The sequence below is a fragment of the Bacillus sp. NS1 genome, from assembly GCF_058248265.1.
Map to the genome: position 1 here is coordinate 538,976 of NZ_JBZAZF010000003.1, position 26,193 is coordinate 565,168.

At 41.9% G+C, this 26,193-nt stretch carries 29 protein-coding genes, 1 tRNA gene and 1 pseudogene; 25 read left to right on the forward strand and 6 right to left on the reverse strand.

What is annotated here, in order from left to right:
* Positions 1 to 102: 102 nt before the first annotated feature.
* From sodA to pstB (AC4CV5_RS13220), 8 genes are all read left to right on the forward strand, one after another.
* Positions 103 to 711 carry a superoxide dismutase SodA gene (gene sodA / locus AC4CV5_RS13185; RefSeq protein WP_014114427.1) on the forward strand — a complete coding sequence of 203 codons (609 nt, stop codon included), beginning with the start codon at positions 103 to 105 and terminating at the stop codon, positions 709 to 711.
* A 106-nt stretch (positions 712 to 817) separates the two neighbouring features.
* Positions 818 to 2,110: an MFS transporter gene (locus tag AC4CV5_RS13190; protein WP_456520328.1), complete on the forward strand. Its 1,293-nt coding sequence runs from the start codon at positions 818 to 820 to the stop codon at positions 2,108 to 2,110.
* 113 nt (positions 2,111 to 2,223) lie between these two features.
* Positions 2,224 to 4,374 carry a penicillin-binding protein 2A gene (gene pbpA, locus AC4CV5_RS13195; RefSeq protein WP_490922976.1) on the forward strand — a complete coding sequence of 717 codons (2,151 nt, stop codon included), beginning with the start codon at positions 2,224 to 2,226 and terminating at the stop codon, positions 4,372 to 4,374.
* Between the two features lie 155 nt (positions 4,375 to 4,529).
* A complete protein-coding gene (locus AC4CV5_RS13200; protein ID WP_222143166.1) occupies positions 4,530 to 5,432 on the forward strand; it encodes a phosphate ABC transporter substrate-binding protein in 903 nt (300 codons plus the stop codon).
* A 66-nt stretch (positions 5,433 to 5,498) separates the two neighbouring features.
* Positions 5,499 to 6,428, forward strand: coding sequence for a phosphate ABC transporter permease subunit PstC (gene pstC / locus AC4CV5_RS13205; protein ID WP_166850771.1), 930 nt, complete (start codon positions 5,499 to 5,501; stop codon positions 6,426 to 6,428).
* Positions 6,428 to 7,312 carry a phosphate ABC transporter permease PstA gene (gene pstA / locus AC4CV5_RS13210; RefSeq protein ID WP_490922977.1) on the forward strand — a complete coding sequence of 295 codons (885 nt, stop codon included), beginning with the start codon at positions 6,428 to 6,430 and terminating at the stop codon, positions 7,310 to 7,312. Before pstC ends, pstA begins: the two co-directional genes overlap by 1 nt.
* Positions 7,313 to 7,334: 22 nt before the next feature.
* The gene (gene pstB, locus AC4CV5_RS13215) at positions 7,335 to 8,144 is read left to right on the forward strand and encodes a phosphate ABC transporter ATP-binding protein PstB (protein WP_490922978.1); all 810 of its coding nucleotides are present in this window, start codon (positions 7,335 to 7,337) and stop codon (positions 8,142 to 8,144) included.
* Between the two features lie 10 nt (positions 8,145 to 8,154).
* On the forward strand, positions 8,155 to 8,937 hold the full coding sequence (gene pstB / locus AC4CV5_RS13220) for a phosphate ABC transporter ATP-binding protein PstB (RefSeq protein WP_490922979.1): 783 nt from the start codon (positions 8,155 to 8,157) through the stop codon (positions 8,935 to 8,937).
* Between the two features lie 29 nt (positions 8,938 to 8,966).
* On the opposite strand, the gene AC4CV5_RS13225 is transcribed toward pstB (AC4CV5_RS13220), so the two are convergent.
* Together AC4CV5_RS13225 and AC4CV5_RS13230 are read right to left on the reverse strand one after the other, a co-directional pair.
* Entirely contained in the window at positions 8,967 to 9,431 is a 465-nt protein-coding gene (locus AC4CV5_RS13225; RefSeq protein WP_490922980.1) for an endolytic transglycosylase MltG, read from the reverse strand.
* On the reverse strand, positions 9,428 to 9,781 hold the full coding sequence (locus AC4CV5_RS13230) for a hypothetical protein (RefSeq protein ID WP_003226272.1): 354 nt from the start codon (positions 9,779 to 9,781) through the stop codon (positions 9,428 to 9,430). Before AC4CV5_RS13230 ends, AC4CV5_RS13225 begins: the two co-directional genes overlap by 4 nt.
* A gap of 179 nt (positions 9,782 to 9,960) precedes the next feature.
* Here AC4CV5_RS13230 and AC4CV5_RS13235 point away from each other — a divergent pair, with 179 nt between their 5' ends.
* The 12 genes and pseudogenes from AC4CV5_RS13235 to AC4CV5_RS13290 all read left to right on the forward strand — a co-directional run bounded on the left by AC4CV5_RS13235 (position 9,961) and on the right by AC4CV5_RS13290 (position 20,224).
* Complete coding sequence (locus AC4CV5_RS13235; protein WP_166850783.1) at positions 9,961 to 10,431, forward strand: hypothetical protein; 471 nt, start codon at positions 9,961 to 9,963, stop codon at positions 10,429 to 10,431.
* Positions 10,428 to 11,507, forward strand: coding sequence for a glycosyltransferase family 4 protein (locus tag AC4CV5_RS13240; RefSeq protein ID WP_166850786.1), 1,080 nt, complete (start codon positions 10,428 to 10,430; stop codon positions 11,505 to 11,507). The genes AC4CV5_RS13235 and AC4CV5_RS13240 overlap by 4 nt, the downstream gene beginning before the upstream one ends.
* Before the next feature lie 83 nt (positions 11,508 to 11,590).
* Positions 11,591 to 11,740 carry a 50S ribosomal protein L33 gene (gene rpmG, locus AC4CV5_RS13245; RefSeq protein ID WP_003153056.1) on the forward strand — a complete coding sequence of 50 codons (150 nt, stop codon included), beginning with the start codon at positions 11,591 to 11,593 and terminating at the stop codon, positions 11,738 to 11,740.
* Between the two features lie 84 nt (positions 11,741 to 11,824).
* Positions 11,825 to 12,388 carry a 5-formyltetrahydrofolate cyclo-ligase gene (locus AC4CV5_RS13250; protein WP_490922981.1) on the forward strand — a complete coding sequence of 188 codons (564 nt, stop codon included), beginning with the start codon at positions 11,825 to 11,827 and terminating at the stop codon, positions 12,386 to 12,388.
* A gap of 66 nt (positions 12,389 to 12,454) precedes the next feature.
* On the forward strand, positions 12,455 to 12,628 hold the full coding sequence (locus AC4CV5_RS13255; RefSeq protein ID WP_087990719.1) for a hypothetical protein: 174 nt from the start codon (positions 12,455 to 12,457) through the stop codon (positions 12,626 to 12,628).
* 88 nt (positions 12,629 to 12,716) lie between these two features.
* Entirely contained in the window at positions 12,717 to 14,237 is a 1,521-nt protein-coding gene (gene yqgP / locus AC4CV5_RS13260) for a rhomboid protease YqgP (RefSeq protein ID WP_490922982.1), read from the forward strand.
* Positions 14,238 to 14,348: 111 nt separating this feature from the next.
* Positions 14,349 to 14,565 (forward strand): annotated as a pseudogene (locus tag AC4CV5_RS13265) (YqgQ family protein).
* A 10-nt stretch (positions 14,566 to 14,575) separates the two neighbouring features.
* A complete protein-coding gene (glcK, locus tag AC4CV5_RS13270; protein WP_166850797.1) occupies positions 14,576 to 15,541 on the forward strand; it encodes a glucose kinase GlcK in 966 nt (321 codons plus the stop codon).
* 115 nt (positions 15,542 to 15,656) lie between these two features.
* A complete protein-coding gene (locus AC4CV5_RS13275; RefSeq protein WP_490922984.1) occupies positions 15,657 to 17,573 on the forward strand; it encodes an LTA synthase family protein in 1,917 nt (638 codons plus the stop codon).
* An 81-nt stretch (positions 17,574 to 17,654) separates the two neighbouring features.
* The gene (locus AC4CV5_RS13280; RefSeq protein ID WP_222143413.1) at positions 17,655 to 18,785 is read left to right on the forward strand and encodes a M14 family metallopeptidase; all 1,131 of its coding nucleotides are present in this window, start codon (positions 17,655 to 17,657) and stop codon (positions 18,783 to 18,785) included.
* A 66-nt stretch (positions 18,786 to 18,851) separates the two neighbouring features.
* Positions 18,852 to 19,907 carry a YqgU-like beta propeller domain-containing protein gene (locus AC4CV5_RS13285; protein WP_456520324.1) on the forward strand — a complete coding sequence of 352 codons (1,056 nt, stop codon included), beginning with the start codon at positions 18,852 to 18,854 and terminating at the stop codon, positions 19,905 to 19,907.
* 2 nt (positions 19,908 to 19,909) lie between these two features.
* The gene (locus tag AC4CV5_RS13290; protein ID WP_019714973.1) at positions 19,910 to 20,224 is read left to right on the forward strand and encodes an MTH1187 family thiamine-binding protein; all 315 of its coding nucleotides are present in this window, start codon (positions 19,910 to 19,912) and stop codon (positions 20,222 to 20,224) included.
* A gap of 31 nt (positions 20,225 to 20,255) precedes the next feature.
* Here AC4CV5_RS13290 and AC4CV5_RS13295 read toward each other — a convergent pair whose 3' ends face one another.
* A complete protein-coding gene (locus AC4CV5_RS13295; RefSeq protein ID WP_014114408.1) occupies positions 20,256 to 20,429 on the reverse strand; it encodes a DUF2759 domain-containing protein in 174 nt (57 codons plus the stop codon).
* A 155-nt stretch (positions 20,430 to 20,584) separates the two neighbouring features.
* Here AC4CV5_RS13295 and AC4CV5_RS13300 point away from each other — a divergent pair, with 155 nt between their 5' ends.
* Positions 20,585 to 21,220 carry an MBL fold metallo-hydrolase gene (locus AC4CV5_RS13300; protein WP_490922986.1) on the forward strand — a complete coding sequence of 212 codons (636 nt, stop codon included), beginning with the start codon at positions 20,585 to 20,587 and terminating at the stop codon, positions 21,218 to 21,220.
* Positions 21,221 to 21,259: 39 nt separating this feature from the next.
* Here AC4CV5_RS13300 and AC4CV5_RS13305 read toward each other — a convergent pair whose 3' ends face one another.
* On the reverse strand, positions 21,260 to 21,505 hold the full coding sequence (locus tag AC4CV5_RS13305) for a DUF2626 domain-containing protein (RefSeq protein WP_003226300.1): 246 nt from the start codon (positions 21,503 to 21,505) through the stop codon (positions 21,260 to 21,262).
* 232 nt (positions 21,506 to 21,737) lie between these two features.
* Between AC4CV5_RS13305 and mgsR the strand changes: the two genes are divergently transcribed.
* A complete protein-coding gene (mgsR, locus tag AC4CV5_RS13310) occupies positions 21,738 to 22,115 on the forward strand; it encodes a transcriptional regulator MgsR (protein WP_003226302.1) in 378 nt (125 codons plus the stop codon).
* 70 nt (positions 22,116 to 22,185) lie between these two features.
* Here the strand turns inward: mgsR and AC4CV5_RS13315 are convergent.
* Positions 22,186 to 22,256: transfer RNA gene (locus AC4CV5_RS13315), tRNA-Gln, on the reverse strand.
* Between the two features lie 89 nt (positions 22,257 to 22,345).
* Between AC4CV5_RS13315 and AC4CV5_RS13320 the strand changes: the two genes are divergently transcribed.
* Positions 22,346 to 23,185, forward strand: coding sequence for an STAS domain-containing protein (locus AC4CV5_RS13320; protein ID WP_166850806.1), 840 nt, complete (start codon positions 22,346 to 22,348; stop codon positions 23,183 to 23,185).
* Positions 23,186 to 23,236: 51 nt separating this feature from the next.
* Here the strand turns inward: AC4CV5_RS13320 and AC4CV5_RS13325 are convergent, their stop codons facing one another.
* Positions 23,237 to 24,565, reverse strand: a complete 1,329-nt coding sequence (locus AC4CV5_RS13325) for a hemolysin family protein (RefSeq protein ID WP_166850809.1) — start codon at positions 24,563 to 24,565, stop codon at positions 23,237 to 23,239.
* A 143-nt stretch (positions 24,566 to 24,708) separates the two neighbouring features.
* Between AC4CV5_RS13325 and corA the strand changes: the two genes are divergently transcribed.
* Both corA and AC4CV5_RS13335 read left to right on the forward strand, forming a co-directional pair.
* Positions 24,709 to 25,656, forward strand: a complete 948-nt coding sequence (gene corA / locus AC4CV5_RS13330) for a magnesium transporter CorA (RefSeq protein ID WP_490922988.1) — start codon at positions 24,709 to 24,711, stop codon at positions 25,654 to 25,656.
* Positions 25,657 to 25,718: 62 nt separating this feature from the next.
* On the forward strand, positions 25,719 to 26,129 hold the full coding sequence (locus tag AC4CV5_RS13335) for a CBS domain-containing protein (protein WP_166850815.1): 411 nt from the start codon (positions 25,719 to 25,721) through the stop codon (positions 26,127 to 26,129).
* The last annotated feature ends 64 nt before the right edge of the window (positions 26,130 to 26,193 follow it).

Consider the following 26,193-nt stretch of genomic DNA (forward strand, 5'->3'; position numbering starts at 1 on the left):
GAGCATTTTCATTGATTACAAAGCATTCTTTTGTTACATTGAATGAAGAAAGGCTCGCTGTGAAGCGGCATTTCAGTACATATATATTAAGGAGGAATTATCATGGCTTACGAACTTCCAGAATTACCTTATGCGTACGATGCTTTAGAACCGCATATCGACAAGGAAACTATGACTATTCACCATACGAAACACCACAACACATACGTGACAAATTTAAACAAAGCGGTTGAAGGAAACACTGCTCTTGCAAACAAATCAGTTGAAGAACTTGTTGCAGACCTTAATTCTGTCCCTGAAAACATCCGCACTGCAGTTCGCAACAACGGCGGCGGACACGCGAACCACAAATTATTCTGGACACTATTATCTCCAAACGGCGGAGGCGAGCCGACTGGCGCGCTTGCTGACGAGATCAACAGTGTATTTGGAAGCTTTGACAAATTCAAAGAGCAATTCGCAGCTGCAGCAGCTGGACGCTTCGGTTCTGGCTGGGCATGGCTTGTTGTGAACAACGGCAAACTTGAAATCACAAGCACGCCAAACCAAGATTCTCCGCTTTCTGAAGGCAAAACGCCTATCTTAGGTCTTGACGTTTGGGAGCATGCTTACTACCTTAACTATCAAAACCGCCGTCCTGACTACATTTCAGCGTTCTGGAATGTTGTGAACTGGGACGAAGTGGCTCGTCTATACAGCGAAGCAAAATAATGACACAAACAAGGTCCTCAATATAGGGCCTTGTTTTTTTATGTCTTCTTTTTACATATCTCGGTTTGAGTGAGACAGACTAAGGGATAGTAAAGGGGAGTCAGTAATGAGCAAACTAAAAAAAGTGATTGGCGATGTAGACGTAAACAAAGGATTACTTTTTCTGCTGACCATAGGCGGGCTTTACTCGCTGGGAATTGCACTGTCCAATACATTTGTTAATGTGTATCTTTGGAAGCAGTCAGGGAAATTTATTGATTTGGCGATATACAATTTATCCATTGTGACAATGCAGCCGATAACCTTTTATTTGGCTGGACGGTTAGCCAAAAAAATAGACAGGGTGTTCATTTTAAGGTTCGGCGTCATTTTTTTAGCTGCCTTTTATTTAAGTGTGCTTTTAGCAGGAGAAACGGCGGCCAGCCGGCTCGTACTGATCGGCGCAGTGCTCGGGGTGGGGTATGGCTTTTATTGGCTTGCGTTTAACGTGCTGACTTTTGAAATAACAGAGCCGGAGACGCGAGACTTTTTCAACGGATTTATGGGCATTCTGTCTTCCTCTGCGGGAATGATCGGTCCGATTGTAGCGGGATTCGTTATCTCAAGGCTTGAAAATAATACGGGTTACACAGTGATTTTCAGTCTCTCCCTCAGTTTATTTGCCTTGGCTGTCGTAATGAGCTTTTTTTTAAAGCGGAGAGAATCAAAGGGCCGTTTTATGCTGAGCAAAGTGTTTGGAGAGCGCCATAGCAATATGAACTGGCGGAGAATTACGAATGCGCATTTTTTTCAGGGTTTGAGAGAAGGGATTTTTGTCTTTTTAATCAGTGTATTTGTATTTATTGAGACAAACAGCGAACTTGCCCTTGGCACATTTGGCCTCGTCAACTCAGCTGTTTCCTTCTTTGCCTACTACTTTGCATCGAGGCTGATAAAGAAAAAGGCAAGAAAAAAAGCGATTTTGCTGGGCGGGCTTATTCTATATGGGGCGATGTTTTTGATTCTGTTTCATATGAGCTTTACGACATTATTGACGTACGGCGTTTTTATTGCCATCGGCTATCCACTTTTGCTCGTGCCATATGTATCACTTACATATGATGTGATAGGCCGGGCGAGGCATGCCAGAAAAGCAAGAATTGAATATATCGTGCTGAGGGAAATGTTTTTAAATGCCGGCAGGATTGTCTCCATTTTATGCTTTCTCCTGATCGTGGCCCTTCTGAAAGAGGATGTGGGAATTCCTTTGTCACTTGCTATATTGGGCGTAGGACATCCGCTGATTTATTACTTTGTCAAGGATATCCGTTTTAAGGAGAAAGAAGAGGAAAATGAAACTATGGAAGAAGACGGCCAAAAACGGGTAACTGAACCGAATCTTTTAAAAGGCGAAAGATAATTTTTTGTCAAAAAGGGGTTATCTGTAGAAAAAAGTCGAAAAAACCTTTAAAATGAAAACTGGCACTCTTACTTGAGTGTCTTTTCTTTCTGTAAATAGAAAAAGGTGATGTTATGAGGAGAAATAAACCAAAAAAGCAAAATCATAAAGAGAAAAAGAAGTCGCTTCCGATCCGGCTGAATATTTTATTTTTGGCTGCCTTTGTCATATTTACCTGGATCATTGTGGAACTGGGCATCAAGCAGATTGTGCAAGGCGATGATTACAAAAATCAAGCTAATAAGCAGGAACAAAGTGAAGTTAGCTCGGCGGTGCCGCGCGGGAAAATTTATGATCGAAACTTTAACGCCATCGTGACAAATAAGGCTTTAAATGCAATCACATACACCAGATCTAAATCGACCACGCAAAAGCAACGTTTAAAGATCGCAAAAAAGCTGTCTGAAATGATTAAAGTTGACACAAAAAAAGTAACAGAACGGGATAAAAAAGATTATTGGATTTTGACTAGACCGAAAGAAGCGAAAAAGCTGATTACCTCTAAAGAAAGACAGCAGGTTGAAGACAAAAAATTATCCGATGACGATTTATATCAGCTTCAGCTAAAACGAATTACTGATAAGCAGCTGAATAAACTGACGGATAAAGACATGCAGATCCTCGCCATCAAAAGACAGATGGATTCAGGATATGCATTGACCCCTCAATATATCAAAAATGAAGATGTATCAGCGAAAGAAATGGCAGTAGTAAGTGAACATTTAGACGAACTGCCGGGGGTTGATGTCACGTCCGATTGGGAACGTGAATATCCGTATAAAAACCTTCTTCGCTCAGTGCTCGGAAGTGTTTCCAGCTCTGATGAAGGATTGCCGTCCAACTTGCTCGACCATTATCTGTCGCTTGGTTACAGCCGAAATGACAGGGTCGGAAAAAGCTATTTGGAATACCAATACGAAAGCCTTCTGCAGGGACAAAAAGCAAAGGTAGAAAATATCACAGATTCAAACGGCAATGTGACGGGAACAAAAACGGTTTCTGAAGGCAAAGCTGGTAAAGATCTCGTGCTTACGATTGATATTGATTTGCAAAAAGAAGTGGAAAAAATTATTGAGAAGAATCTAAAATCTGCTAAAGCACGAGCAAGCACTCAATTGTTAGACCGTGCTTTCGTTGTCATGATGGATCCTAGAAACGGTGAAGTGCTGACGATGGCGGGTAAGCAAATTAAACGAGAAAATGGAGCATACAAGTTTGATGATTACGCATTAGGAAATATGACTTCATCCTATGCCATGGGATCAGCCGTTAAAGGTGCAACTGTTTTGACCGGCCTGCAAACTGGTGCTATTAATTTGAATACGATTTTTAAGGATGAACCTTTGTATATCGGACAAGATAAAAAAGGGAAAAAGTCTTGGCAAAACATGGGGCCAGTTGATATTCAGACAGCATTACAGAAATCTTCTAACGTATTTATGTTTAAAACTGCGATCGCAATCGGAAAAGGTGAATATAAACCGCATCAAGCATTACCAATTGATACAACGGCCTTTGATACATTCCGGAATTACTTCAGCCAATTTGGTTTGGGTGTCAAAACTGGAATTGATCTTCCGAATGAAATGACAGGCTATAAAGGAACAAACAGATTAACGGGATTCTTGCTTGACTATGCGATCGGCCAGTACGATACGTATACACCGCTGGAACTGGCACAATACGTATCAACGATTGCAAACGGCGGCTACCGCTTGAAGCCTCAGCTAGTAAAAGAAGTCAGAGAACCTAATGCTGAAAAAGGGATTGGTGCTGTCGTGCAATCCGTTCAGCCGGAAGTGCTGAATAAAATTGACATGAAGAGTGAATACATTAAAGAAGTACAGGCCGGATTCAGACGAGTGATGACAAAAGGGACAGCTGCCAGCCAATTTGCATCAGCTTCGTATCAGCCTGCGGGCAAAACAGGAACAGCACAATCGTTCTATGACGGGCCTGATAAATCAAAAACAGGAACAGCGACATATAATACGACACTTGTCGCTTATGCACCGGCTGATAATCCTGAAATTGCAATCTCAGTAGTAGTACCTTGGGCTTATATTGATTATGGCGCTAAATATACCATTACAAACGAAATTGGCAGAGAGGTAATGGATAAATATTTTGAGCTGAAATCGAAGCAGGACAAAGAAGATACTCAGCAAAAGAATAAAGATAAAATCGAAGAGAATGCAGAAAACACAACGTCTTCTGATAACTAAAAAGAAACGCTCACATGATGTGGGCGTTTTTTTTTATACAAAAAAACGCATTGATTTACAAAACCTTAACATTCGATTCAAACCCTTTTTACACAGAACCTTTACTCTATACGTGTAGGACAAATTACACATTATACGCAGGGGGAATTCAGGAAATGAAAAAAAACAAATTGGTGCTTATGCTTCTGATGGCTGCTTTTATGATCATTGCAGCTGCATGCGGAAATGCAGGAGAAAGTGAAAAATCGAATAGCGATTCTGCAAAAGGAGAAGGAAAGGCATCAGGTTCTTTAACCATTTCTGGTTCATCGGCTATGCAGCCATTAGTACTTGCAGCAGCAGAAAAATTTATGGAAGAAAACCCTGATGCTGATATACAGGTACAGGCTGGCGGTTCTGGAACAGGGCTTTCTCAAGTCTCTGAAGGAGCTGTTCAGATCGGGAATTCAGACGTTTTTGCTGAAGAAAAAGAAGGGATCGATGCAAAAGCGCTTGTCGATCATCAAGTCGCAGTAGTTGGTATGGCAGCAGCTGTAAACCCTGATGCTGGTGTGAAGGATATTTCAAAAGATGAACTAAAAAAAATCTTCACTGGCAAAATCAAAAACTGGAAAGAGCTTGGCGGCAAGGACCAAAAGATTACACTTGTAAACCGTCCTGATTCTTCTGGCACACGTGCTACATTTGTGAAATATGCGCTTGACGGAGAAGAACCTGCAGAAGGCATTACTGAAGATTCTTCCAACACAGTAAAAAAGATCATTGCTGACACTCCGGGAGCGATTGGATATCTTGCATTCTCATATTTAACAGATGACAAAGTAACTGCTTTATCTATTGACGGCGTAAAACCTGAAGCGAAAAATGTTGCAACTGGTGAGTATCCGATCTGGGCTTATCAGCATTCTTACACAAAAGGTGAAGCAGCAGATTTAGCTAAAGAATTTCTTGATTATCTAAAGAGTGAAGACATTCAAAAAAGCATTGTTACTGACCAAGGCTACATTCCGGTTACTGATATGAAAGTGACACGAGATGCCAACGGGAAACAAAGCTGATCTTAATAAAAAGAGGAGTGCGGACAACCGTTTCTCCTCTTAACACATTCATAGGAGTGTAAAACAATGATAAACAATAGAGAAAATATGTCTGTGAGCGAGCGTTTGATCAGCTCAAGGCAAAATCGGCAATTGGATGAAGTTCGAGGAAGAATGATTGTGACAGCTTGTGCGCTTATTATGATTGCGGCATCTGTTGCGATCACTATTTTCCTCGGCGTTAAGGGGCTGCAATCTTTTCTTGTAAATGGTGTAAGCCCAATTGAATTCTTAACGAGCCTAAATTGGAACCCTACAGATACTGATCCGAAATATGGAGTACTGCCATTTATTTTTGGATCATTTGCAGTAACGATTCTTTCTGCTCTCATTGCTGCACCGCTTGGCATTGCTGGTGCGATTTTTATGACAGAAATTGCGCCCAACTGGGGAAAGAAAGTGCTGCAGCCGGTAATCGAGTTATTAGTCGGCATTCCATCTGTTGTTTATGGATTCATAGGTCTTACAGTATTGGTACCGTTTATCGCCCAGTTCAAATCGAGCGGAACAGGGCACAGTTTATTGGCGGGAACGATTGTCCTCTCTATCATGATTCTGCCGACCATCACATCGATCTCTGCTGATGCGATGGCTTCCCTTCCAAAGAGCTTAAGAGAAGGTTCTTACGCGTTAGGTGCGACTAGATGGCAGACGATCAGAAAAGTACTTGTGCCTGCAGCCTTTCCGACATTAATGACGGCTGTTGTACTTGGAATGGCACGGGCGTTTGGTGAAGCTTTGGCTGTTCAGATGGTTATTGGAAATACAAGAGCATTGCCGGAAAGCCTGTTTGACACTGCCGGAACACTGACAACGATTATCACGCTGAATATGGGCCACACCACATATGGCAGCGTTGAAAACAATACGCTGTGGTCCATGGGGCTTGTGCTTCTGGTGATGTCATTCTTGTTCATCTTGCTTATTCGCTACTTGTCATCTAGGAGGAAAGTGTAATGAACCGCAAAATAACAGATAAACTGGCGACTGGAATGTTTGGTTTGTGCGCAGCCATTATCGCTGCAATTCTAGTAGGCTTGTTTTCCTATATTATTATAAACGGTGTTTCCCAGCTCAGCTTCGATTTTATTACGACAAAATCGAGCGCCATTGCAGCTGGAGGAGGAATACGCGACCAGCTGTTTAACTCCTTTTATATTTTGTTTATTACGATGCTGATTACAATTCCGCTCGGTGTGGGCGGCGGAGTGTTCATGGCTGAGTACGCGCCTAATAACAAAGTGACTGATTTCATCAGAACATGTATAGAGGTGCTTTCATCTCTACCGTCTATTGTCATCGGGATGTTTGGATTATTGATGTTTGTCAACTTAACAGGCTGGGGATATACGATCATAGGCGGGGCGCTTGCGTTAACTGTTTTTAACCTTCCTGTCATGGTGCGTGTGACAGAAGACGCGATCCTTTCAGTACCTAAAGATCTGAAGGAAGCCTCTCTCGCTTTAGGTGTATCACGCTGGCATACCGTAAAAACGGTTTTAATTCCAAGTGCGATTCCTTCTATCATCACAGGAGCAATTTTAGCGTCAGGAAGGGTGTTCGGGGAAGCGGCGGCATTATTATTTACAGCCGGTCTGACAACGCCGCGTCTTAACTTTACGGAGTGGAACCCGTTTTCTGAAACATCGCCGCTCAATATTTTCAGGCCCGCTGAAACACTTGCGGTCCACATTTGGAACGTAAATACGCAAGGAATCATTCCGGATGCAGAAGCGATTGCCAACGGAGGTTCTGCGGTGCTGGTGATTTCTGTTCTTGTGTTTAATCTTGCAGCAAGATGGCTTGGCACGATGATCTACAAGAAGCTTACGGCAAATTAGAACGGAAAGAGGCGAAAAAAACATGTCTGTACAAATGGTAAAAGAAAAGCCTGAGCGTTCTGTTTTCGTTCCAAAACAGCGCCACGTGCTCGAAGTGAAAGATCTGTCTATTTTTTACGGCACTAAACAAGCGGTACACCATGTGAATATGGATATTGAAAAGAATGCGGTGACTGCTTTGATTGGACCGTCAGGATGCGGAAAGTCGACTTTTTTGAGAAACATTAACCGAATGAATGACTTAATTCCTTCTGCAAGAGCTGAAGGTGAAATCCTTTATGAAGGTTTAAATATACTGGGTGGCAATATTAACGTTGTCAGCTTAAGAAGAGAAATCGGAATGGTTTTCCAAAAACCGAATCCATTTCCGAAATCGATCTATGCGAATATCACACATGCATTGAAATATGCCGGAGAGCGGAATAAAGCTGTTTTAGATGAGATCGTGGAAGAAAGCTTAACAAAAGCTGCGCTCTGGGATGAGGTGAAGGATCGTTTGCATTCATCTGCACTCTCGTTATCAGGCGGCCAGCAGCAGCGTTTATGCATCGCGAGAACGCTTGCGATGAAGCCGGCTGTTCTTCTGCTGGATGAACCAGCTTCAGCACTAGATCCGATTTCAAATGCAAAAATAGAAGAATTAATTACAGAATTGAAAAGCGAATACTCGATTATTATTGTCACGCACAATATGCAGCAGGCTCTGCGGGTTTCTGACCGGACGGCATTCTTTTTAAACGGCGAGCTTGTAGAATACGGACAGACTGAACAGATTTTCACCAGTCCGAAGCAGCAAAAGACAGAGGATTATATTAACGGGAAATTCGGATAGGAGGGCGGCAATGAGTATTGCTACCGAAGCGGTAATGAAACAGGAAGTCTATCAAGTCAATGGTATGAATTTATGGTATGGACAGCATCATGCTTTAAAAAATATCAATTTGAGCATCCATGAAAACGAGGTCACGGCGATTATCGGGCCATCAGGATGCGGGAAATCGACCTTTATTAAAACTTTGAATTTAATGATTCAAATGACGCCGAATGTAAAACTTGCAGGTGAGCTGAACTATAATGGCAGCAATATTTTAAAGGGTAAAGTGGATATCGTGGATTTGCGGAAAAATATCGGTATGGTATTTCAAAAAGGGAATCCGTTTCCGCAATCTATATTTGATAATGTCGCTTACGGACCGAGAGTCCACGGCACCAAAAATAAAAAGAAGCTACAGGACATTGTGGAAAAGTCATTAAAAGATGTGGCGTTATGGGATGAGGTGAAGGATCGTTTGCATTCATCCGCTCTTTCGCTATCAGGAGGCCAGCAGCAGCGTCTTTGTATCGCCAGAGCGCTTGCGACAAATCCTGATATTTTGCTGATGGATGAACCGACATCTGCACTAGATCCAATTTCAACGAGAAAAATTGAAGAACTCTTTCTTGAGCTGAAAAATAAATATACCATTGTCATTGTCACGCACAACATGCAGCAGGCAGCAAGGGTTTCTGATCAAACCGCCTTTTTCTATATGGGTGAGCTTGTTGAATGCGACAATACCAATAAAATGTTCTCTAACCCGCAGGATCAAAGAACCCTCGATTACATTACAGGAAAGTTTGGATAAAAAAACAGGCTGACAGTCAGCCTGTTTTTTTATCGTGTTAATGTTTTTACGATCTTTTTGAAACTCATGTCTGATTTTACTTTAAACTTACCGGCGCGGATTTCTTTGTGATAGCCGGCATCAATGACATAGTCATTAAAGTCTTGAGCCGAGGAGATGATGCCTTCTTTTTCAAGAATAGCTGATACATCTGCGGTGCTCATGCCGTCTTTAATGATGAGCTTGTATGTTTTGACTTTGTCTGTTTTTGCGTCTGAGCTGCTGTCATCGTTTAAGGATTTCTCTTTTGAATCGAGAAGTTTTTGATATTCATCACGGTTAACAGAAACCATTTTTTTAGAATCAAGGTAGTTGTTCACGTCTTGTTCGGTTACTGTTTTATTTTCTTTTACAGCAGCGGCCTGATCTTCGTCTGTCAGATAAAAAACAGCTGCAAGAACGGCTGTCGCTAAAATGATACCGCCAGCAAATGCCTGAATGCCCCGTTTTGTCATACGAGCACCTTCTCGTTATCTTTGATAATCGTATTTACGTCTTCCACTGATACATGCTCAGCTTTAGCAATGGCTTCAGCGGACATGCCGTTATTATATTTAGAAAGTATTTGTTTAGCGATTTTTTGATTGATATCGCTATGCTTTGATTTGCGGATGACAAGGTTTGTTTCCAGTAATTCTTCCTCAAGCACTGTCATTTTCTTTTTGAGCTTATAAATTTCTTGCATCGCAGAAAGCTGTAGCGTTTCGAGCTCCTGTTCTACATCTTTCATCGGATCTCTTTGAGAATATGAGAATGCAATTAGCGCTATACTGACGATAAACAACGCAATAATAGCAATTTCCACGTTTCATCACCTTCTATTCTTTTTTTATCCTTCTTTTTTATACCATAAAACCAATGGATTCTAAAGGAATTCGCGAAAAAAACGAGATTTTGTCGAGAAATCTTTCTTTGCTTCCTCTCTATGTAATGGTTTAATAGGAACACTGAGTGAACGATAGGAAAGGAGAATGTTAGAAGTCCATGGATAAATACCCATTTCCCTATAATATACGACATAAGCTTTCTTTTTTTAGGGACACATTCGACATGATCATTCAAAACGCTCACACCTTGACCGTGCGATGGGAAATACCGGAAGAAACAATGCGGCTGGCTGAAGCGGTGCTTTTCGAAAAGCCGCAGGATATGATAAAAGAATTGCGCATTGTCCTTAAAAGAAAAGGCATTGAAGCTGTCAGGACAAAGCGCACAACGTATCATAAAGGGGAATGGACAATTGGACGGGCGGCAGGTGATGCTGTATATCGGGCTGAATATAGAATTGTTAACTCAATGAACGTCTCTCTCAAGCTCGCAGATACAGAGGACATCTATCTTGCGGAAAATGGGATTAGTGATATAAACAGCTTTCAGAATGAGGACGTGTTCACCTCGTGGGAGAAGCAATTTTCTGCCTATACGTGTTATGGGAGAGGAGAAAAAGAACGATGAACATTCTCATGCTTTCACTCGAACTTCCTCATGAACCGAAAAGCGGGCTCGGTGTCCATTTAAATCGTCTCATTTCCTATTTAAAACCGCATATCAACATTACGGTTTGTACTCCAAGCAGGAGGCTGTTTTCATATGCGCAGTTTGAAGATTTTATAGCTGATGCCAACTTTACAATGATTCAGGATGTGTTATCTTGCAATGAACGCTTTGATCTAATTCACGCCCATGACGACATGACAGCCCCTGCTGCCCATGATTTGAAAAAGCGTCTTGGTCTTCCGCTTGCTGCGACAATCCACGGTCTTGAAAGCGAAAGAAAGAAGGTGTGCCAAGAAGCACCGCACCCATACAGACTTCAGACCGAACGGCTCCTTATAAATTCCGCTGATGAACTGATTGTATTAAGCACCTTTATGAAACGGGCTCTTGATAAGATTGCACGTAAAAAACCAACTGTTATCCCGAGTCCTGCATCTATGGAGGAAGAAAAGAGGCAAATTCCACGGAGTATGAATAAAAGGTTTCTATTTTCATTTGGCAGGTTTGTTCCTGAAAAAGGTTTTTCTCAGCTGTTAAAGGTGTTTGCTATCTTGAGACAGCGCCAGCCTGACCTGCATTTAGTACTGGCTGGGGAAGGGCCGTCTCTGTCCTCCTATGAGAAATTGGCTGCGGAATTGAACGTAGAGGACCGTGTTATGTTCCTGCCATTTATGCATAGAAGGGACATCAGAGCATTTCTGTCTCGCTGTGAAATGGCTGTTTTCCCTAGTTTTTATGAACCGTTTGGGCTTGCCGCGCAAGAAAGCATGGAACAAGGTGTGCTGACTGCCGTTTCTCAGTCGGGTGGCTTTTGTGACTATGCCGTTCATGACAAAACGGCAATCGCCATTGAATTTACGCGTGTACAGGAAGCTGCTGATCTGCTGAACAGGTTATTAATAGATCGGGAAAAGGCCTGCCGGATAAAAGAAGCCGGCAGACAACAAGTGATCAAACTCCACCATCCTCGGCTCATTACGGAATCATATTTGCAGCTTTATAAGCGTATCATCAATAATTCAGCAATTCATTGAAAAACAGCCTAGCATTCCGTCCATTATAGTGGTATTATATATAAGTCTGAATAAGTAAATGATTTTAGTTTGGAGGGAAAATAATGCGCGTTAATATTACTTTGGCTTGCACTGAATGTGGTGAGCGTAACTATATTTCTAAAAAGAACAAACGCAACAATCCAGACCGCGTTGAATTTAAAAAATATTGCCCACGTGATAAAAAATCTACGTTACACCGTGAAACAAAATAACAGCCTAGCTGTTTGAGGTGTGAGAAAAAAGCCAGAGCTTTGAAAAAGGTTCTGGCTTTTTTTCTATTCCGAGGGGGATGAGAGATGAAATCACAATTAAGAAAAAAGACGATGGAGGCACTATCTGCTGTATCAAGTGAAGATCTTATTCGAAAAACAGCACGTATGTACAAACTTTTGTTTTCACTGCCGGAGTGGCAAAATGCCAGGACCATTGCCGTCACCATATCCAGAGGGGTGGAAATACCGACGCGTCCCGTCATTGAGCAGGCTTGGAAAGAAGGGAAACAAGTTTGTATTCCAAAATGCGACCCGGGCACGAAGAAAATGCAATTCCGCACATATCAGACTGATGCTCAGCTCGAAACCGTTTACGCCGGACTTCTTGAGCCGGTGATCGAAAAAACAAAAGAAGTGAAACCATCACAAATTGACTTGATAATCGTTCCAGGTGTTTGTTTCGATACTGATGGGTTTAGGATTGGCTTTGGCGGCGGCTATTATGACCGTTATTTAAGCGATTATAAAGGGAAGACAGCCTCATTACTTTTGGAATGCCAGCTGTTTGCACACGTTCCCCGTCTGCCGCATGACATCCCAGTACATAAGCTGATAACGGAGGATCAGATCATTTCTTGTTTTTCATAACTTTCCTGCTCCTTGTTCAAGAATAAATAAGAAAGAATGACAAACCCTATTGGCAGGAGGGATATAATGAAAAAACTTATGATTTATGCTATTTTTGCTGTTTCTGCCGTCATGTTTTATCAAAATCGCTACCGTCTTATGAATACCGTACTCAGCCAGCCGGGAATCAGACGGTCTTTTATCCATCTCTTTTTAAGAATTCCATTTATCCGTAATAAGTTTATACAGCAAGCTTTCTAAAATCCCGTGAAAAACGGGATTTTTTGCTTTCAGTAGGCGTTCGGAGCGCCAGCTGTTATAATGAGAAAAAACCATTGGAGCGGTAAACATGTATTTGCTGGAGTATACATATTGGAAAATCGCGGCGCACCTAGTGAAAAACGGGTATGGCGTCATACAAGCCGGTGAGTCAGATGAAATATGGCTGGAAGCACCGGACAAGTCCTCTCATGATCTGATTCGCCTTTACAAGCATGACCTTGATTTCCGTCAAGAAATGGCAAGAGATATCGAAGAACAGGCTGAACGAGTAGAACAAGTCAGAAAGCAACTTGGCAGACGCAAGATGAAGTTGCTGAATGTATTTTTTTCAGCGGAAGCTCCTGTTGATGACTGGGAAGAGATTGCAGAAAAGCCTCTTGAGAACGGAACTGTGTCGGTTGAACCGGCGATCGTGAGGGGAACGATGCTTCGTGATGATCTTCAAGCTGTTTTTCCATCATTTCATGCAGAAGATTGCACAGAAGCCCGTAATTCGTTTGAAGACTTGCAAATGGCGAGAGAACGCTTCCTTTCGCTAGTGCTGAAACAAGAAGAACAGAGGAAAAATGAAGCGGCGGTTTTTCAAACTGGAAAACCAATCTTTACATATTTATTCATCGCGCTTCAGGTCTTGATGTTTTTCTTGCTTGAACTAAACGGGGGCAGTACAAATACGGAGACACTGGTCGCTTTTGGAGCAAAGGAAAATAGCCTGATTGCAGCGGGAGAATGGTGGCGGCTTCTGACTCCGATTGTGCTTCACATCGGGGTTGCGCATTTAGCGTTTAACACGCTGGCTTTATGGTCGGTCGGTACAGCGGTTGAGCGCATGTACGGATCGGGCAGATTTCTGTTGATTTATCTGGCCGCTGGCATTACGGGTTCGATTGCAAGCTTTGTGTTCAGCCCGTACCCTTCAGCAGGCGCCTCAGGAGCCATATTCGGATGCTTAGGCGCACTGCTGTATGTAGCTTTGTCAAATCGGAAAATGTTTTTAAGAACCATTGGAACCAATATTATTGTCATTATTATCATCAACCTGGGCTTTGGTTTTGCGGTTTCGAATATTGACAATTCGGGACATATCGGCGGCTTGATTGGCGGCTTTTTCGCAGCTGCCGCACTGGGATTTCCCAAAGCCCGAGCCTTGGGAAAAAGAGTGTTGTCAGCAGTTATACTGATTGCTTTGGCGGCCGGATTTTTATATTACGGGCTGCATTCCCCTTCCCACCAGGAGGCAGCGCTGATTCAGCAGGCAAACGAGCTGTATCAGGATGGAAAGTATGAAGAAGTAACGGATCTGCTCAACGGAGAAGCGGAGCGAAAAGATGCCTCAGGCGATCTATTAAAAATCCTGGCTGTTTCTGATATTCAACTCGGCGAATATGATCAGGCGGTTTCCCTTTTGGAAAGAGCGGTAAAAAAAGACCCTAAAGACCATGCCTCATATTATTATTTAGCCTTATTGTATGCGGAAAAAAATGAGCTTGGTCAAGCCGAAAAGGCTATCAAGTCGGCTGTAAAACTGAAGCCGAAGAAGCAGCGCTACACAGAGCTGCAGCAGCAAATTGAAAACAATAAAGAATGATAAGGAAGGATGCCAAGGAGGGGGCTGGCTTTTTTGTCAGCGTTTTCTTCTTGACTGGCCGCTTCCATATGAATACGCTAATGATAGTTAAGATCAAGAATGGTGAGGAAAATGAATACTTTTTATGATGTGCAGCAGCTATTAAAAACGTTTGGCCACATTATTTACTTTGGGGACAGAGAGCTTGAAATTGAGTTTATGCTAGATGAATTAAAGGAATTATACATGAACCACATGATCGAGAAGGAGCAGTGGGCCGAAGCGGCAGCGGTCCTTCGAAAAGAATTGGAACAAACAAAAAAACGGAAGAGATTTATGTAAAGGCTAAGGTGATAAAAATGGACGAGATATGGTTTGCGGGCATTGATCTGGGAGGAACGACGATTAAACTCGCTTTTATTAATCAATATGGTGAAATTCAGCATAAGTGGGAAGTCCCAACTGATAAAACCGGCGACACCATTACAGTTACAATCGCAAAAACAATCGACAGCAAACTGGATGAGCTGCAAAAACCGAAGAATATCATCAAATACATCGGAATGGGCGCACCAGGACCTGTAGATATGGCAGCAGGAGTTGTTTATGAAACGGTAAATCTGGGGTGGAAAAACTATGCTTTAAAGAACCATCTGGAGACAGAAACCGGCATCCCGGCTGTGATAGAAAACGACGCGAATATTGCTGCGCTCGGGGAAATGTGGAAGGGAGCGGGTGACGGCGCGAAAGACGTCATTCTCGTGACACTTGGCACAGGAGTTGGCGGCGGCATCATTGTAAATGGCGAAATTGTACATGGCATAAATGGCGCCGGCGGGGAAATCGGCCATATTTGCAGCATTCCTGAAGGTGGGGCGCCTTGCAACTGCGGCAAAACGGGCTGTATTGAAACGATTGCGTCGGCAACGGGAATTGTAAGAATTGCAAAAGAGAAAATGGCAAATGCTAAGCAGACGACACGTTTAAAAGCAACTGAACAATTGTCAGCGCGGGATGTATTTGAAGCAGCGGGTGAAAATGACGAAATGGCCCTTGAAGTGGTTGATTATGTGGCCAAGCATCTTGGTTTGGTGCTGGGAAATTTGGCAAGCTCGCTTAATCCGTCAAAAATCGTTATTGGCGGCGGCGTATCGAGAGCAGGAGAACTGCTGAGATCAAAAGTCGAGAAAACATTCCGCAAATGCGCATTTCCGCGGGCAGCCGAAGCGGCTGATATTTCAATCGCAGCACTTGGGAATGATGCCGGCGTAATCGGAGGCGCTTGGATCGCTAAAAATGAATGGCTGAAACACCAAAATTGTTAAAATTGTGTAAATGAAATTGATTTTTTGTTATGTTCAGGTTAAGATTTAATTTGATGTGTTAATGAGAATGTTGGGAATAGACTGATTTTTTGAGCGTGCTGCATAGGAGGTTGAAATGCGAAAAACGTTTTTTTCGAAGATTTCATTTATGCTAATTGCCATTTTATTGATGTGGCTGAAAACGTATGCTGTTTACAAAACCAGTTTTCATATTAAAATCGACAATCTAACGCAGGAATTTATTCTGTTTATCAACCCGTTGAGCTTTTTGCTGCTCATCTTTGGTTTCAGCCTGTTTTTAAAAGGCAAAAACAGAAATCGCTACATTATTGCGATGAGCAGTCTTGTCACGTTTGTATTGCTGGCTAATATGGTTTTTTACCGTTTTTACAATGATTTCTTAACAATCCCTGTCCTTTTTCAAACGAGCAACATGGGTGATCTCGGAAGCAGCATCGGAACTCTTCTTGAGCCGACAGACCTTTTATTGGCTGTAGATATTGCGGTTTTAATATGGCTTCACATCCGGCAAAAAGCTTTTCAATCGGACATTCCCTCCACGAAAAATGAACGGGCGGCATATTTTCTGTTTGTTGCTTCTGTTTATTTCTTCAATTTAGGCTTGTCTGAAGCGGAAAGACCTCAGCTATTGACACGCTCATTTGACAGGGAAATGCTTGTTAAAAACATCAGCCTGTTCAATTTTCATATTTACGATGGTGTTCTTCAGTCAAAGCAGTCTGCACAAAGGGCATTGGCTGACAGTAACAGCCTGACGGAAATTGAAAACTATGTAAGCGCTAATGCGAAAGATGCCAACAAAAGCTTATTCGGCGCTGCAAAAGGAAGAAACGTCATTCTCGTATCTTTAGAGTCGACGCAAAGCTTTGTGATTAATGAAAAGGTGAATGGAGAAGAAATCACACCTTTTCTGAATGATTTTATAAAACAGAGCTACAACTTCAATAATGTATACCACCAAACCGGCCAGGGGAAAACATCAGATTCTGAATTTATCGTGGACAATTCACTGTATCCGCTTGGACGAGGTGCCGTGTTTTTTACAAATGCGGGCAATCAATACATGGCCGCACCTGAAATTTTGAAAAACAGCGGTTATTATTCAGCAGTGCTTCACGCTAATAATAAAAGCTTTTGGAATCGTGATTTAATGTATGACTCATTTGGATATGATTCGTTTTTTGATATTAACTCGTATGACGTAACTGATAAAAATTCAGTCGGCTGGGGACTGAAGGATAAAGAATTTTTTGAGCAGTCTTCAGAGCTGATGAAAAATCTGCCTCAGCCGTTTTACTCGAGGCTGATCACACTGACGAACCACTTCCCGTTTGATCTTGATGAAGAGGATCAATTGATTGATGAATATGATTCAAGCAGCCAGACGCTAAATAAATATTTCCCGACTGTGCGCTATCAGGATGAGGCGCTGAAACGGTTTATCGAAAAGCTAAAAGAAGACGGGTTATACGACAACTCTATTATCGTATTATACGGTGACCATTATGGGATATCGGAAAACCATAATGAAGCGATGGGACAGTTTTTAGGGAAAGAGATTACACCATTTGAAGAAGTGCAGCTCCAAAAAGTGCCGCTTGTCATTCATATTCCCGGTATTACCGATAAAAAGCCGCAAACCATTCAAACAGTAGGAGGGCAGATTGATATCAGGCCGACACTGATGAATCTTTTAGGAATTGATACGAAAGATCACATTCAATTCGGAAACGATCTGCTATCAGATGAAAAACTGGACTTTACGGTACTACGGGACGGGAGCTTTATTACGGATCAGATCGTTTATACAGATGGTGCTTGTTATGACAAAGAGACCGGAAAGCCGCTAAAAGAGGCAAAACAATGTGAAGCATTTGCTGATAAAGCAAAACAGGAGCTATCACTTTCTGATGAAATCATTTATGGGGATTTGTTACGATTTTATGATCAGAAAAGGCTGGACAACTCGCCAAAACGAAAAGAAGAACAAATGCTTGATCAGGCATCGTAATCACAATGTCTCCCGCATCAAAGTGAGCGGGAGGCTTTCTTTTTTTAAACACGCTGTCATATAGTAACAAAAAGGGGGATGATGATGGCGTTTATTACGGTGAAACCTGAGATCAAGCACAATTTGTCCAGAGTGGCGAGAGAGTTGAAGATAGACGAGGATTTGCTTAGAACTGCAAATCGCTCGGCACAGAAACATCAATTGTATTGTCCTGGTTATATGATTGAAGAGCGTAACGATAAGGAGTTTCAAACTATCCAGGACATAAAGAGCTTTTTACAGCATCGGCAGCTGGACCTTTCTGATAACTGGGTCGAGCAAGAAAAAATTTATGATGATACAGCTGTTGAAAAGGAAATAAAGAAGATCATTGATGTGTTTCCGTTTGTCTCATGCCGGGAAATCGGCCGTTCAGTACTCGGCAGGCCAATCTGGGAGCTGAAGACTGGTGGGGACCATGCCGAAAAAAAGGTCCATATGAACGCCTCATTTCATGCGAATGAGTGGATCACAACGTCTGTCCTGCTGAAATGGTTTAAGGAATACTGTATATCATTATGCTGCAACTCGCCTTTATTCGGCTACTCTCCCATGAAGCTGTTCAGCAGCACATCCTTGTCTCTCGTACCTCTTGTTAATCCTGATGGTGTTGATCTTGTCTTGAACGGATCAGAAGGCATGGAAGCCAGGAAAGATGAACTTGAAAGGCTAAATGAACATCGTCCGAATTTTAATGAATGGAAGGCGAACATAAACGGGGTCGATTTAAATAAACAATTTCCGTCGTTATGGGAAATTGAAAAATACCGCAAACCGGCAGCACCCAGCTACCGCGATTTTCCGGGAATCTCTCCGCTTACGGAGCCGGAATCCATTGCGATGTACCGGTTGATAACGGAGAATCCGCCTGACAGACTGCTGGCTCTCCATACTCAGGGAGAAGAAATTTATTGGGGCTATAAAGGCCTTGAGCCAGAAGAATCTGCTGCTGTCATAAAGGATTTTGAGAAGTTAAGCGGGAACATTTATAAAGGAATAAGGGATATAGACAGCTATGCGGGATTTCGCGATTGGTTTATTCACCATTATTTTAAAGAAGGGTATACGGTGGAACTTGGAAAAGGCCAAAATCCTTTACCGTTTCAGCAGTTTTCACATATTTATAACGCCACAAACGGCATTTTGTGGAGGGCGTTATTTTTTCATGAGTAACTGAAACTTTTTCTTTTTTCTGCCGAAACAAATATGAGACAATAAAGATGATCGGAGGGGAAGCTGATGAGATCAGTTTGTTTCATTCTGCTGTCGGCATTGCTGTTTAGTTTATCGGCATGCGAACCATCTCATCAGCAGCAAAAACAGGCATCGGCGGCAAAAGATGAGGAAAAGGACATCATACCGCTTTCCGCGGAAAAAGCAGACGGGGCAGAAGGATGGCTTAATAACAGCACAATTTTATATACCGCGTCTGATCCGACGAAAACGGAGCTTTTTGCATACCGCATCTTTACCGGTACAGCGAAAAAGCTCTATCAAACGGATGGTCAAATCGTTGATGTTCAAATCAATCCGAGGAAGCAGATGATTCTGCTGCAAATCACGCACAGCCAAAAGACGGCAGTGGTTTTGCTTAATGCAAATGGAGAGACGCTTTACCAAAAAGATTACGAAACGTATGAGCTTGAGGCTGCTTGGAATCAATATGATCCTTATCAAATAATGGTCACGGTATTCACTGAAAACTGGGATTTCCATACATATCAGGTGGATGCTAAAAAAGACAAGTCTTCCTTAAGTCCGGTGCAGGTTCCGTTTATTCACTGGACATCCAAAAACACGTTTGATTATGTAAAAGAGGGAAGAGACGATAAGTCAGGGCCTTTATATACGTTCGATACAGTAACCAAAGCGGAACAGAAGCTCGAGGACGACGTTCTTTTCTTGGATTCTTTCCATCAAATGAGTTTTACCGTCAAATCAGCTTCCGGAGATAAAGGGACGTATCAGTTTAAAACGCCACAAACAAAATCGCCAGTTACAGCGGAATGGCCGCTCCAAACGAAATATACAAGTTTGGCTCCGATGGAGTATGACTATGATGAAGCAAAAGGCCTGTTTTATACGTTTAAAGAAAGCGGCGATGCATATAAGCTTGCAGCTGTCAATACGGCATCGGGAAAGGCAAAAGATCTTTTCTCTCTGCCGGAAATGGAGCCGATTCAAATATCTCCGAACGGGAAATATGCATTATACGGCTTTCATTTTGAGCAGTTCATTTTTTTGAAATCACATGAAATGAAGCAACTCATCATTGATCAAAAGGAGATGGAATAACGATGGCTATCGCAGATGTAACCATTATCCCAATCGGTACCGAAACACCTAGTGTAAGTGCTTACGTGGCCGATGTGCAAAAGATTTTAGAAGAGTATAAAGCTGAAGGGAAAATCAAATATCAGCTGACACCGATGAATACGCTGATCGAGGGAGAACTCAGTGACCTTTTCACAGTCATTCAGGCAATTCACGAAGCGCCGTTTCAAAAAGGGCTGCACAGAGTGGCGACCAATATCCGCATCGATGACAGGCGTGACAAAAAAACGACGCTTGAAAGCAAAATAGAAAGTGTCAATAAACATTTACAGCAATAAAAACAAACCTGTATCCGATCGGATACAGGTTTTAATGTGCGGTTGGATAGCCGCTGTTTATCACGGTCATCACGGTAAACCAGCCAAAGACAAATAAGGTGGCTCCGGCCAATAAAAATCCAAGTATATTTCTATTTTTAACAGAACGCAAGACTCCCCATAAAGCGAAAAGAGCGACAAGGCCGAAAATCACGACAAGTAACATACGCAGCCCCCTTTACATTGAAAAACCTGCAATCCTTTCCATTTTTATTCTACCTGTTTTTTATAGGTTTGTCGATAGCGTTTTCATTGTGATTGTTTGAATATTTTTTCAAAAACCTTCATAATAAGAGCATAAAAAAGAAAGAGGTGATATAAGTGAAATGGAGACGGATGCCAGTAGGGCCGATTCAAGCGAACGCATATTTTCTCATCAATGATGATCAATGCCTGATTTTTGATCCGGGCGGCGAAGGAAATAAAATCAATCAATACATAAAAGAAAAAGGGCTGACGCCTTTAGCCATTTTGCTTACACATGCCCATTTTGACCATATAGGGGCGCTTGATGAAGTGAGAGAAAAATGGGATATCCCTGTTTACCTAAATCAGAATGAAAAGAATTGGCTTACGGATGCCTCTTTAAACGGCTCCGGTATGCTGCGAGGGATAGAAGTCACAGCTAAGCCTGCAGATCATCTGATTGAAGGAGACGGTGAGCTGAATATCGGACCGTTTCATTTGGAAACATTATTTACGCCGGGACATTCGCCAGGCAGTGTTTCTTACTACGTGAAGGATGCAGACTTGGTGATCTCCGGAGATGTCCTGTTTCAAGGCGGCATAGGGCGTACGGATTTGATAGGCGGCGATCAAGAGACGCTGCTGACCTCCATTCATGAAAAACTGCTTACGCTGCCGGAGCACACGCTAGTGTTAAGCGGCCATGGCCCTGAAACAGACGTGCAGACAGAGCAGGATCAAAATCCGTTTTTAAATGGGTTTTCATTGTAAAAAAAGAGACAAACCGATAAGGTTTGTCTCTTTTTGCATTTAATGCCCTCCGCCGCCGGGCACCATAATAAAAATCGAGTAATATGTAAAGCCGGCGAAGAAAATTGTTAAATATGCCCCGAAAATATAAATATACATGCGTTCAGTTAAGTTCAAATACGATAGGAATACAAATAAGATCGTCTGTCCAAAAAATAAAAGGGAAGCATCTTTCATATCACCTAAATAAAACATGACTGCAAAAATTCCCGTCCAAAATCCCAGCACCCGGAACATGCGATTCATTTTTATCCCCTCCCGAGAGTCCCTCTGACTGTTATTATAATAGATCACACCTATAAATGTAAACATTTTCATTATTGATATACAAATGGAATTTGTTCCTTTGATTGCGTTTTCTATTATATGAATGGTTTTTAAAAATAATCCGAAAAAAAGTTCTGTAAATGGTTTAAAGAAAAAATGATCCGGGTAGTTATTCTACAAAGAGATGGTTAACTGAGGAGGAAAAAAACGAATGGAACAATTAATTTTTTACTCATATCCGAGCTGCACGTCATGCCGAAAAACAAAACATTGGCTTAAAGCGCATCAAATCGAATTTAACGAACGGCACTTATTCAGAGAAACCCCGACAGTGGAAGAATTAAGGTACATTTTATCATTAACGACAGAAGGAATTGATGAAATTTTAGCGACAAGAAGCCAAACCTTCAAAAATTTAAATCTAAACATCGAAGAGATGACGGTAAATGAGGTGCTGGAACTTTTAATCGAGAAGCCGAAGCTTTTGCGACGTCCGATTCTTGTAGACAACAAAAAGCTGGTAATTGGTTATAATCCGGGAGAGCTGTTGAAGTTATCGAAGAAGAAAACAGTTCATCAATCTGCATGATGATGAAAAACCGAAGATCCGCTGATTTTATACGAATCAGCTTATCTTCGGTTTTTCACCTGTTCAGAAACTGGGCTAGCTGGATTCGAACCAACGATCACGGAGTCAAAGTCCATTGCCTTACCGCTTGGCTATAGCCCATTGAATGTAAACATAGTATGTGTAGAGGCAGACGCGTTATACATATGAAGCATAAATTTTTTCAAAAGAACAGGAGGTAGCTCATTAAGATGATAGCTCTTGATCAGCATGTTACAGAGCACAAAGAAGATATTATGAAACAATGGCTGGAAACTTGTACGTCAAAAGGAAGCTGGCTGCATAACGCTAAAGACCAGCAAAAATTAGAACAAAAGTTAAAAGAGCAGCACGAATCATTAGTGACCATCGTGGCGAAATCCCTTAAAAAAGCAGATGACGTAAAGGATGAGCTCAATCGATGGTCTCTTCAATGTGCGAGAGACCGTGTCGTTCATGAAGTGACTGTAACAGAAAGTGTCGGCCAATTTAACACCTTCAGACACATCATGTTTGAATGGATTCAGAAGTTCAGCGAAGCCTCATCTCAAGAAATCAGCATTCAGGACATTTGTGAGTGGAGCCAGATTTTGAATCAAACCATTGATGAGATCATCGAAGTGTTTACTGAAGAATACTACCAGGTCACCATGATACAATTAAACGCGCAAAAAGAAATGATTAATGAATTGAGTGCGCCGATTATGCCGATTTCTGAGGGAATAGGGATTCTTCCGCTTGTCGGTGAAATTGATACGTACAGAGCGAGGACGATTTTGGAGTCGGTGCTGCAGCAGTGTTCAGCGTTAAAGCTCTCGTATTTATTTTTAGATATTTCGGGCGTTCCAATCGTCGATACAATGGTGGCCTATCAAATTTTTAAAGTGATTGACAGCACTAAACTGCTTGGCATTGAGACAATTATTTCAGGTATCAGACCTGAAATTGCCCAAACCGTGGTGAAGCTGGGGCTGGATTTTTCGAATGTAAAAACCGAGCAAAGTCTTGCTAAAGCCTTGGCCAATAAAGGATTTAAAATAGAAGAGTGTTGATGTATCACCATGTTCATCCTGAAGTAAAGCAGCTGAACAGCCTCCCTCGGGCTATTCAGCTTTTTTTACTTCTATAAATAAAATGTGATGGCTGTCGATGTCTTTTACCTTAAATGAGTAGCCGTCATATTCAATGACACTTTCAGGCTCGGCGTCTATGTTTTGTGTCAGAAACCAGCCGCCCAAGGTGTCCACTTCTGCGTCTGATAAATCCGTTCCAAGCAGATTGTTTACATCGCTGATTAATAATTTTGCATTTAATAAGTAGTGATCCTTTCCGAGCTCGCGGATATGAGGCACTTCATCTGCATCAAATTCATCGCGGATTTCTCCTACAATTTCTTCTATAATATCCTCGACAGTGACCAAACCGGAAGTCCCGCCATATTCATCAATGAGGATCGCCATATGAGTGCGTTCCTTTTGCATTTTAAGCAGTAATTTATAAATAGGAATGGTCTCAATAACGTGGATAACAGGCTGAATGAAAGGTTTAATTTGCTGCTTTTTAAGTGAAAAATCTTTCGACAGCATTGAAAACAGCACTTCTTTCATATTGATTACGCCAATGACATTATCTTTATCCTCTCTGACAACTGGGTACCGGGTATATTTTGTTTGCTTCACTGTTTCCTGCAGATTTGGGATGGCATCTTCATCAAGTGACAAACTGACCATTTCATTTCGCGGCACCATGATTTCCTTTGCCATTCGCTTATCAAAGGTAAAGACATTATTCATGTATTTTAATTCACTTTTTTTGATTTCACCGCTTTTATAGCTTTCAGCCAAAAGAACCCGCAGCTCTTCCTCCGTATACGCCAGCTCATGCTCTGATGCCGGCTTCAGCCCAAACGCCCCTGTAATCAACCGGGCAGAGTGGTTCAGCAGCCAAATGAATGGAAACATGATCTTATAAAACCAAATAAGCGGTTTGGCGAGCATCAATGTAATGCTTTCTGCTTTTTGAATGGCGAAACTCTTAGGCGCCAGCTCCCCGATGACGACGTTTAAATATGTCACCGTTAAAAAGGCGATGACAAGTGAAAGAAGGTGGGTCAGAGATTCATTTAAGCCTGCTTTATGAAAAAGCGGTCGAAGCAGAGTTTGCATAGTCGGTTCCCCAAGCCAGCCCAGTCCTAAAGCTGCGACTGTGATACCCAGCTGACAGGCTGATAAATATTCATCAAGGTGAGTGATGACATGCTTTGCCGCTTTAGCACCTTTCTTTCCTTTTGCGACAAGCTGATCAATTCTGGATCGCCTCACTTTTACAATTGAAAATTCTGCGGCAACAAAAAATCCTGTTAACAAAATAAGAATAGCGACTGCTAGTAAATTGATAAATTCCAAAACAATTGCCTTCTCCAAGGAAGGCATGCACCTCCCTTTTCCGATGTCTTTCTACATTCCATACCACCTGAAATTATTCGCAAAACATGCGTAGAAGCGGCTGCATGGTTTAGTGATGCCTTTATTGGGCAATTAAAGAATAAAAGAACAAAAGTTTGGAGGAGCTTGACATGAAGGCACATACGGGAAAGGATTGGTTTTGGTACCAAATGGGCCCCCAGGAAAGAAATAAGGCGAGAGATCTGATCCATTTTTCTCACTGGCCTCAGTGTGAAAAGTGGTTTGAAAATAACCATCATATTAATTTTTTGCGCGTAGACACGACTGAAAGGGAAAATGAAGCGGTGTTTGGCTCGATTGTATATGATCAAGGGCTGGGTGAGGAAAAAGACCATACCGTTTTTCACTTTTATATAACTAGGCAATATTTTTTCACAATTAACTTTGACTTTTCGATTTTGAAGGGGATTAAGGGAAAACAAGTTGTCCAGCAAATGGAAAGAGCGGATAGTACCATGGAGGGATTTTTGATCCTTCTCGGCGAGTTAATGAATGTGTATCTAATCGGTTTAGATGAATTTGAAGTAAAGCTGAGAAAGCTCAGGTGGCAAATCAAAGACGATAATAGCAAAAGCATTTTAAATCGTGTCCATCTCCTGCACCATGAGCTGATGGTCTGGAAAAACTTAATCCTAAGCACTAAAAAAATTGAAATGGCATTGAAAGAAACCTTTTTGCCCCAAAATGAAGGGGAAAAGGTTTATCAGCGGATACAACTCAAAATTGACAGGGGGTTTACATACATTAATGAATTTGAAGGGGAGCTTAATAGTCTGTTGCATTCAGAGGAAGTCATTACCTCTCACAGGGGAAATGAAATATTCAAAGCGCTGACCATTTTCACGACGCTTTTTACGCCGGTTACAGCACTCGGTGCCCTCTGGGGGATGAACTTTTCAGTGATGCCTGAGCTGAATTGGAAATACGGATATCTCTTTTCTCTCTTATTGATTTTCACGTCTACAGTCCTGATCTACCTATACTTGAAGAAGAAAGGCTGGACGGGAGATATGCTGCAGGAGCGGAAGAAGAAATCTCGAAAAAGGCGGACACTGTAGGAGGTTTCATTTTTTGTGCAGCGGATAAAGAATAAATAGAATACGGTAAAGGAGGAATGGAAATGAAAATAAGAGACATCATGACAAAGAATGTAGAATGCTGTGAACCAACCGCTTCAATCACGGAACTAGCGAAAAAGATGAGAGACTCCAATGTCGGTTCTATTCCTATCTGTGAAAATGGCACACTTCAGGGGATTGTTTCTGATCGGGATATTGTGACGAGATGCTTAGCTGAAAGTCAGATGGATGCAAATGCAAGTGACATCATGAGCACTGACATCGTATCCGGCCATCCTGATATGTCTGCTGAAGAAGCGGGGCAGCTTATGGCAGAGCACCAAATCCGCCGTTTACCGATTATTGAGAACGAACGAATTGCCGGTATTGTTGCATTAGGCGATCTTTCAGTTGAGAAGGATACTGATCAAAAAGCCGGAGAAGCATTAAGTGAAATTTCAAAATCAGCATAATGAAAGATGGAGTGAACAGGCATGATGATTATCATGCCTGCTTTTTTATTGAGAAAATAATGAA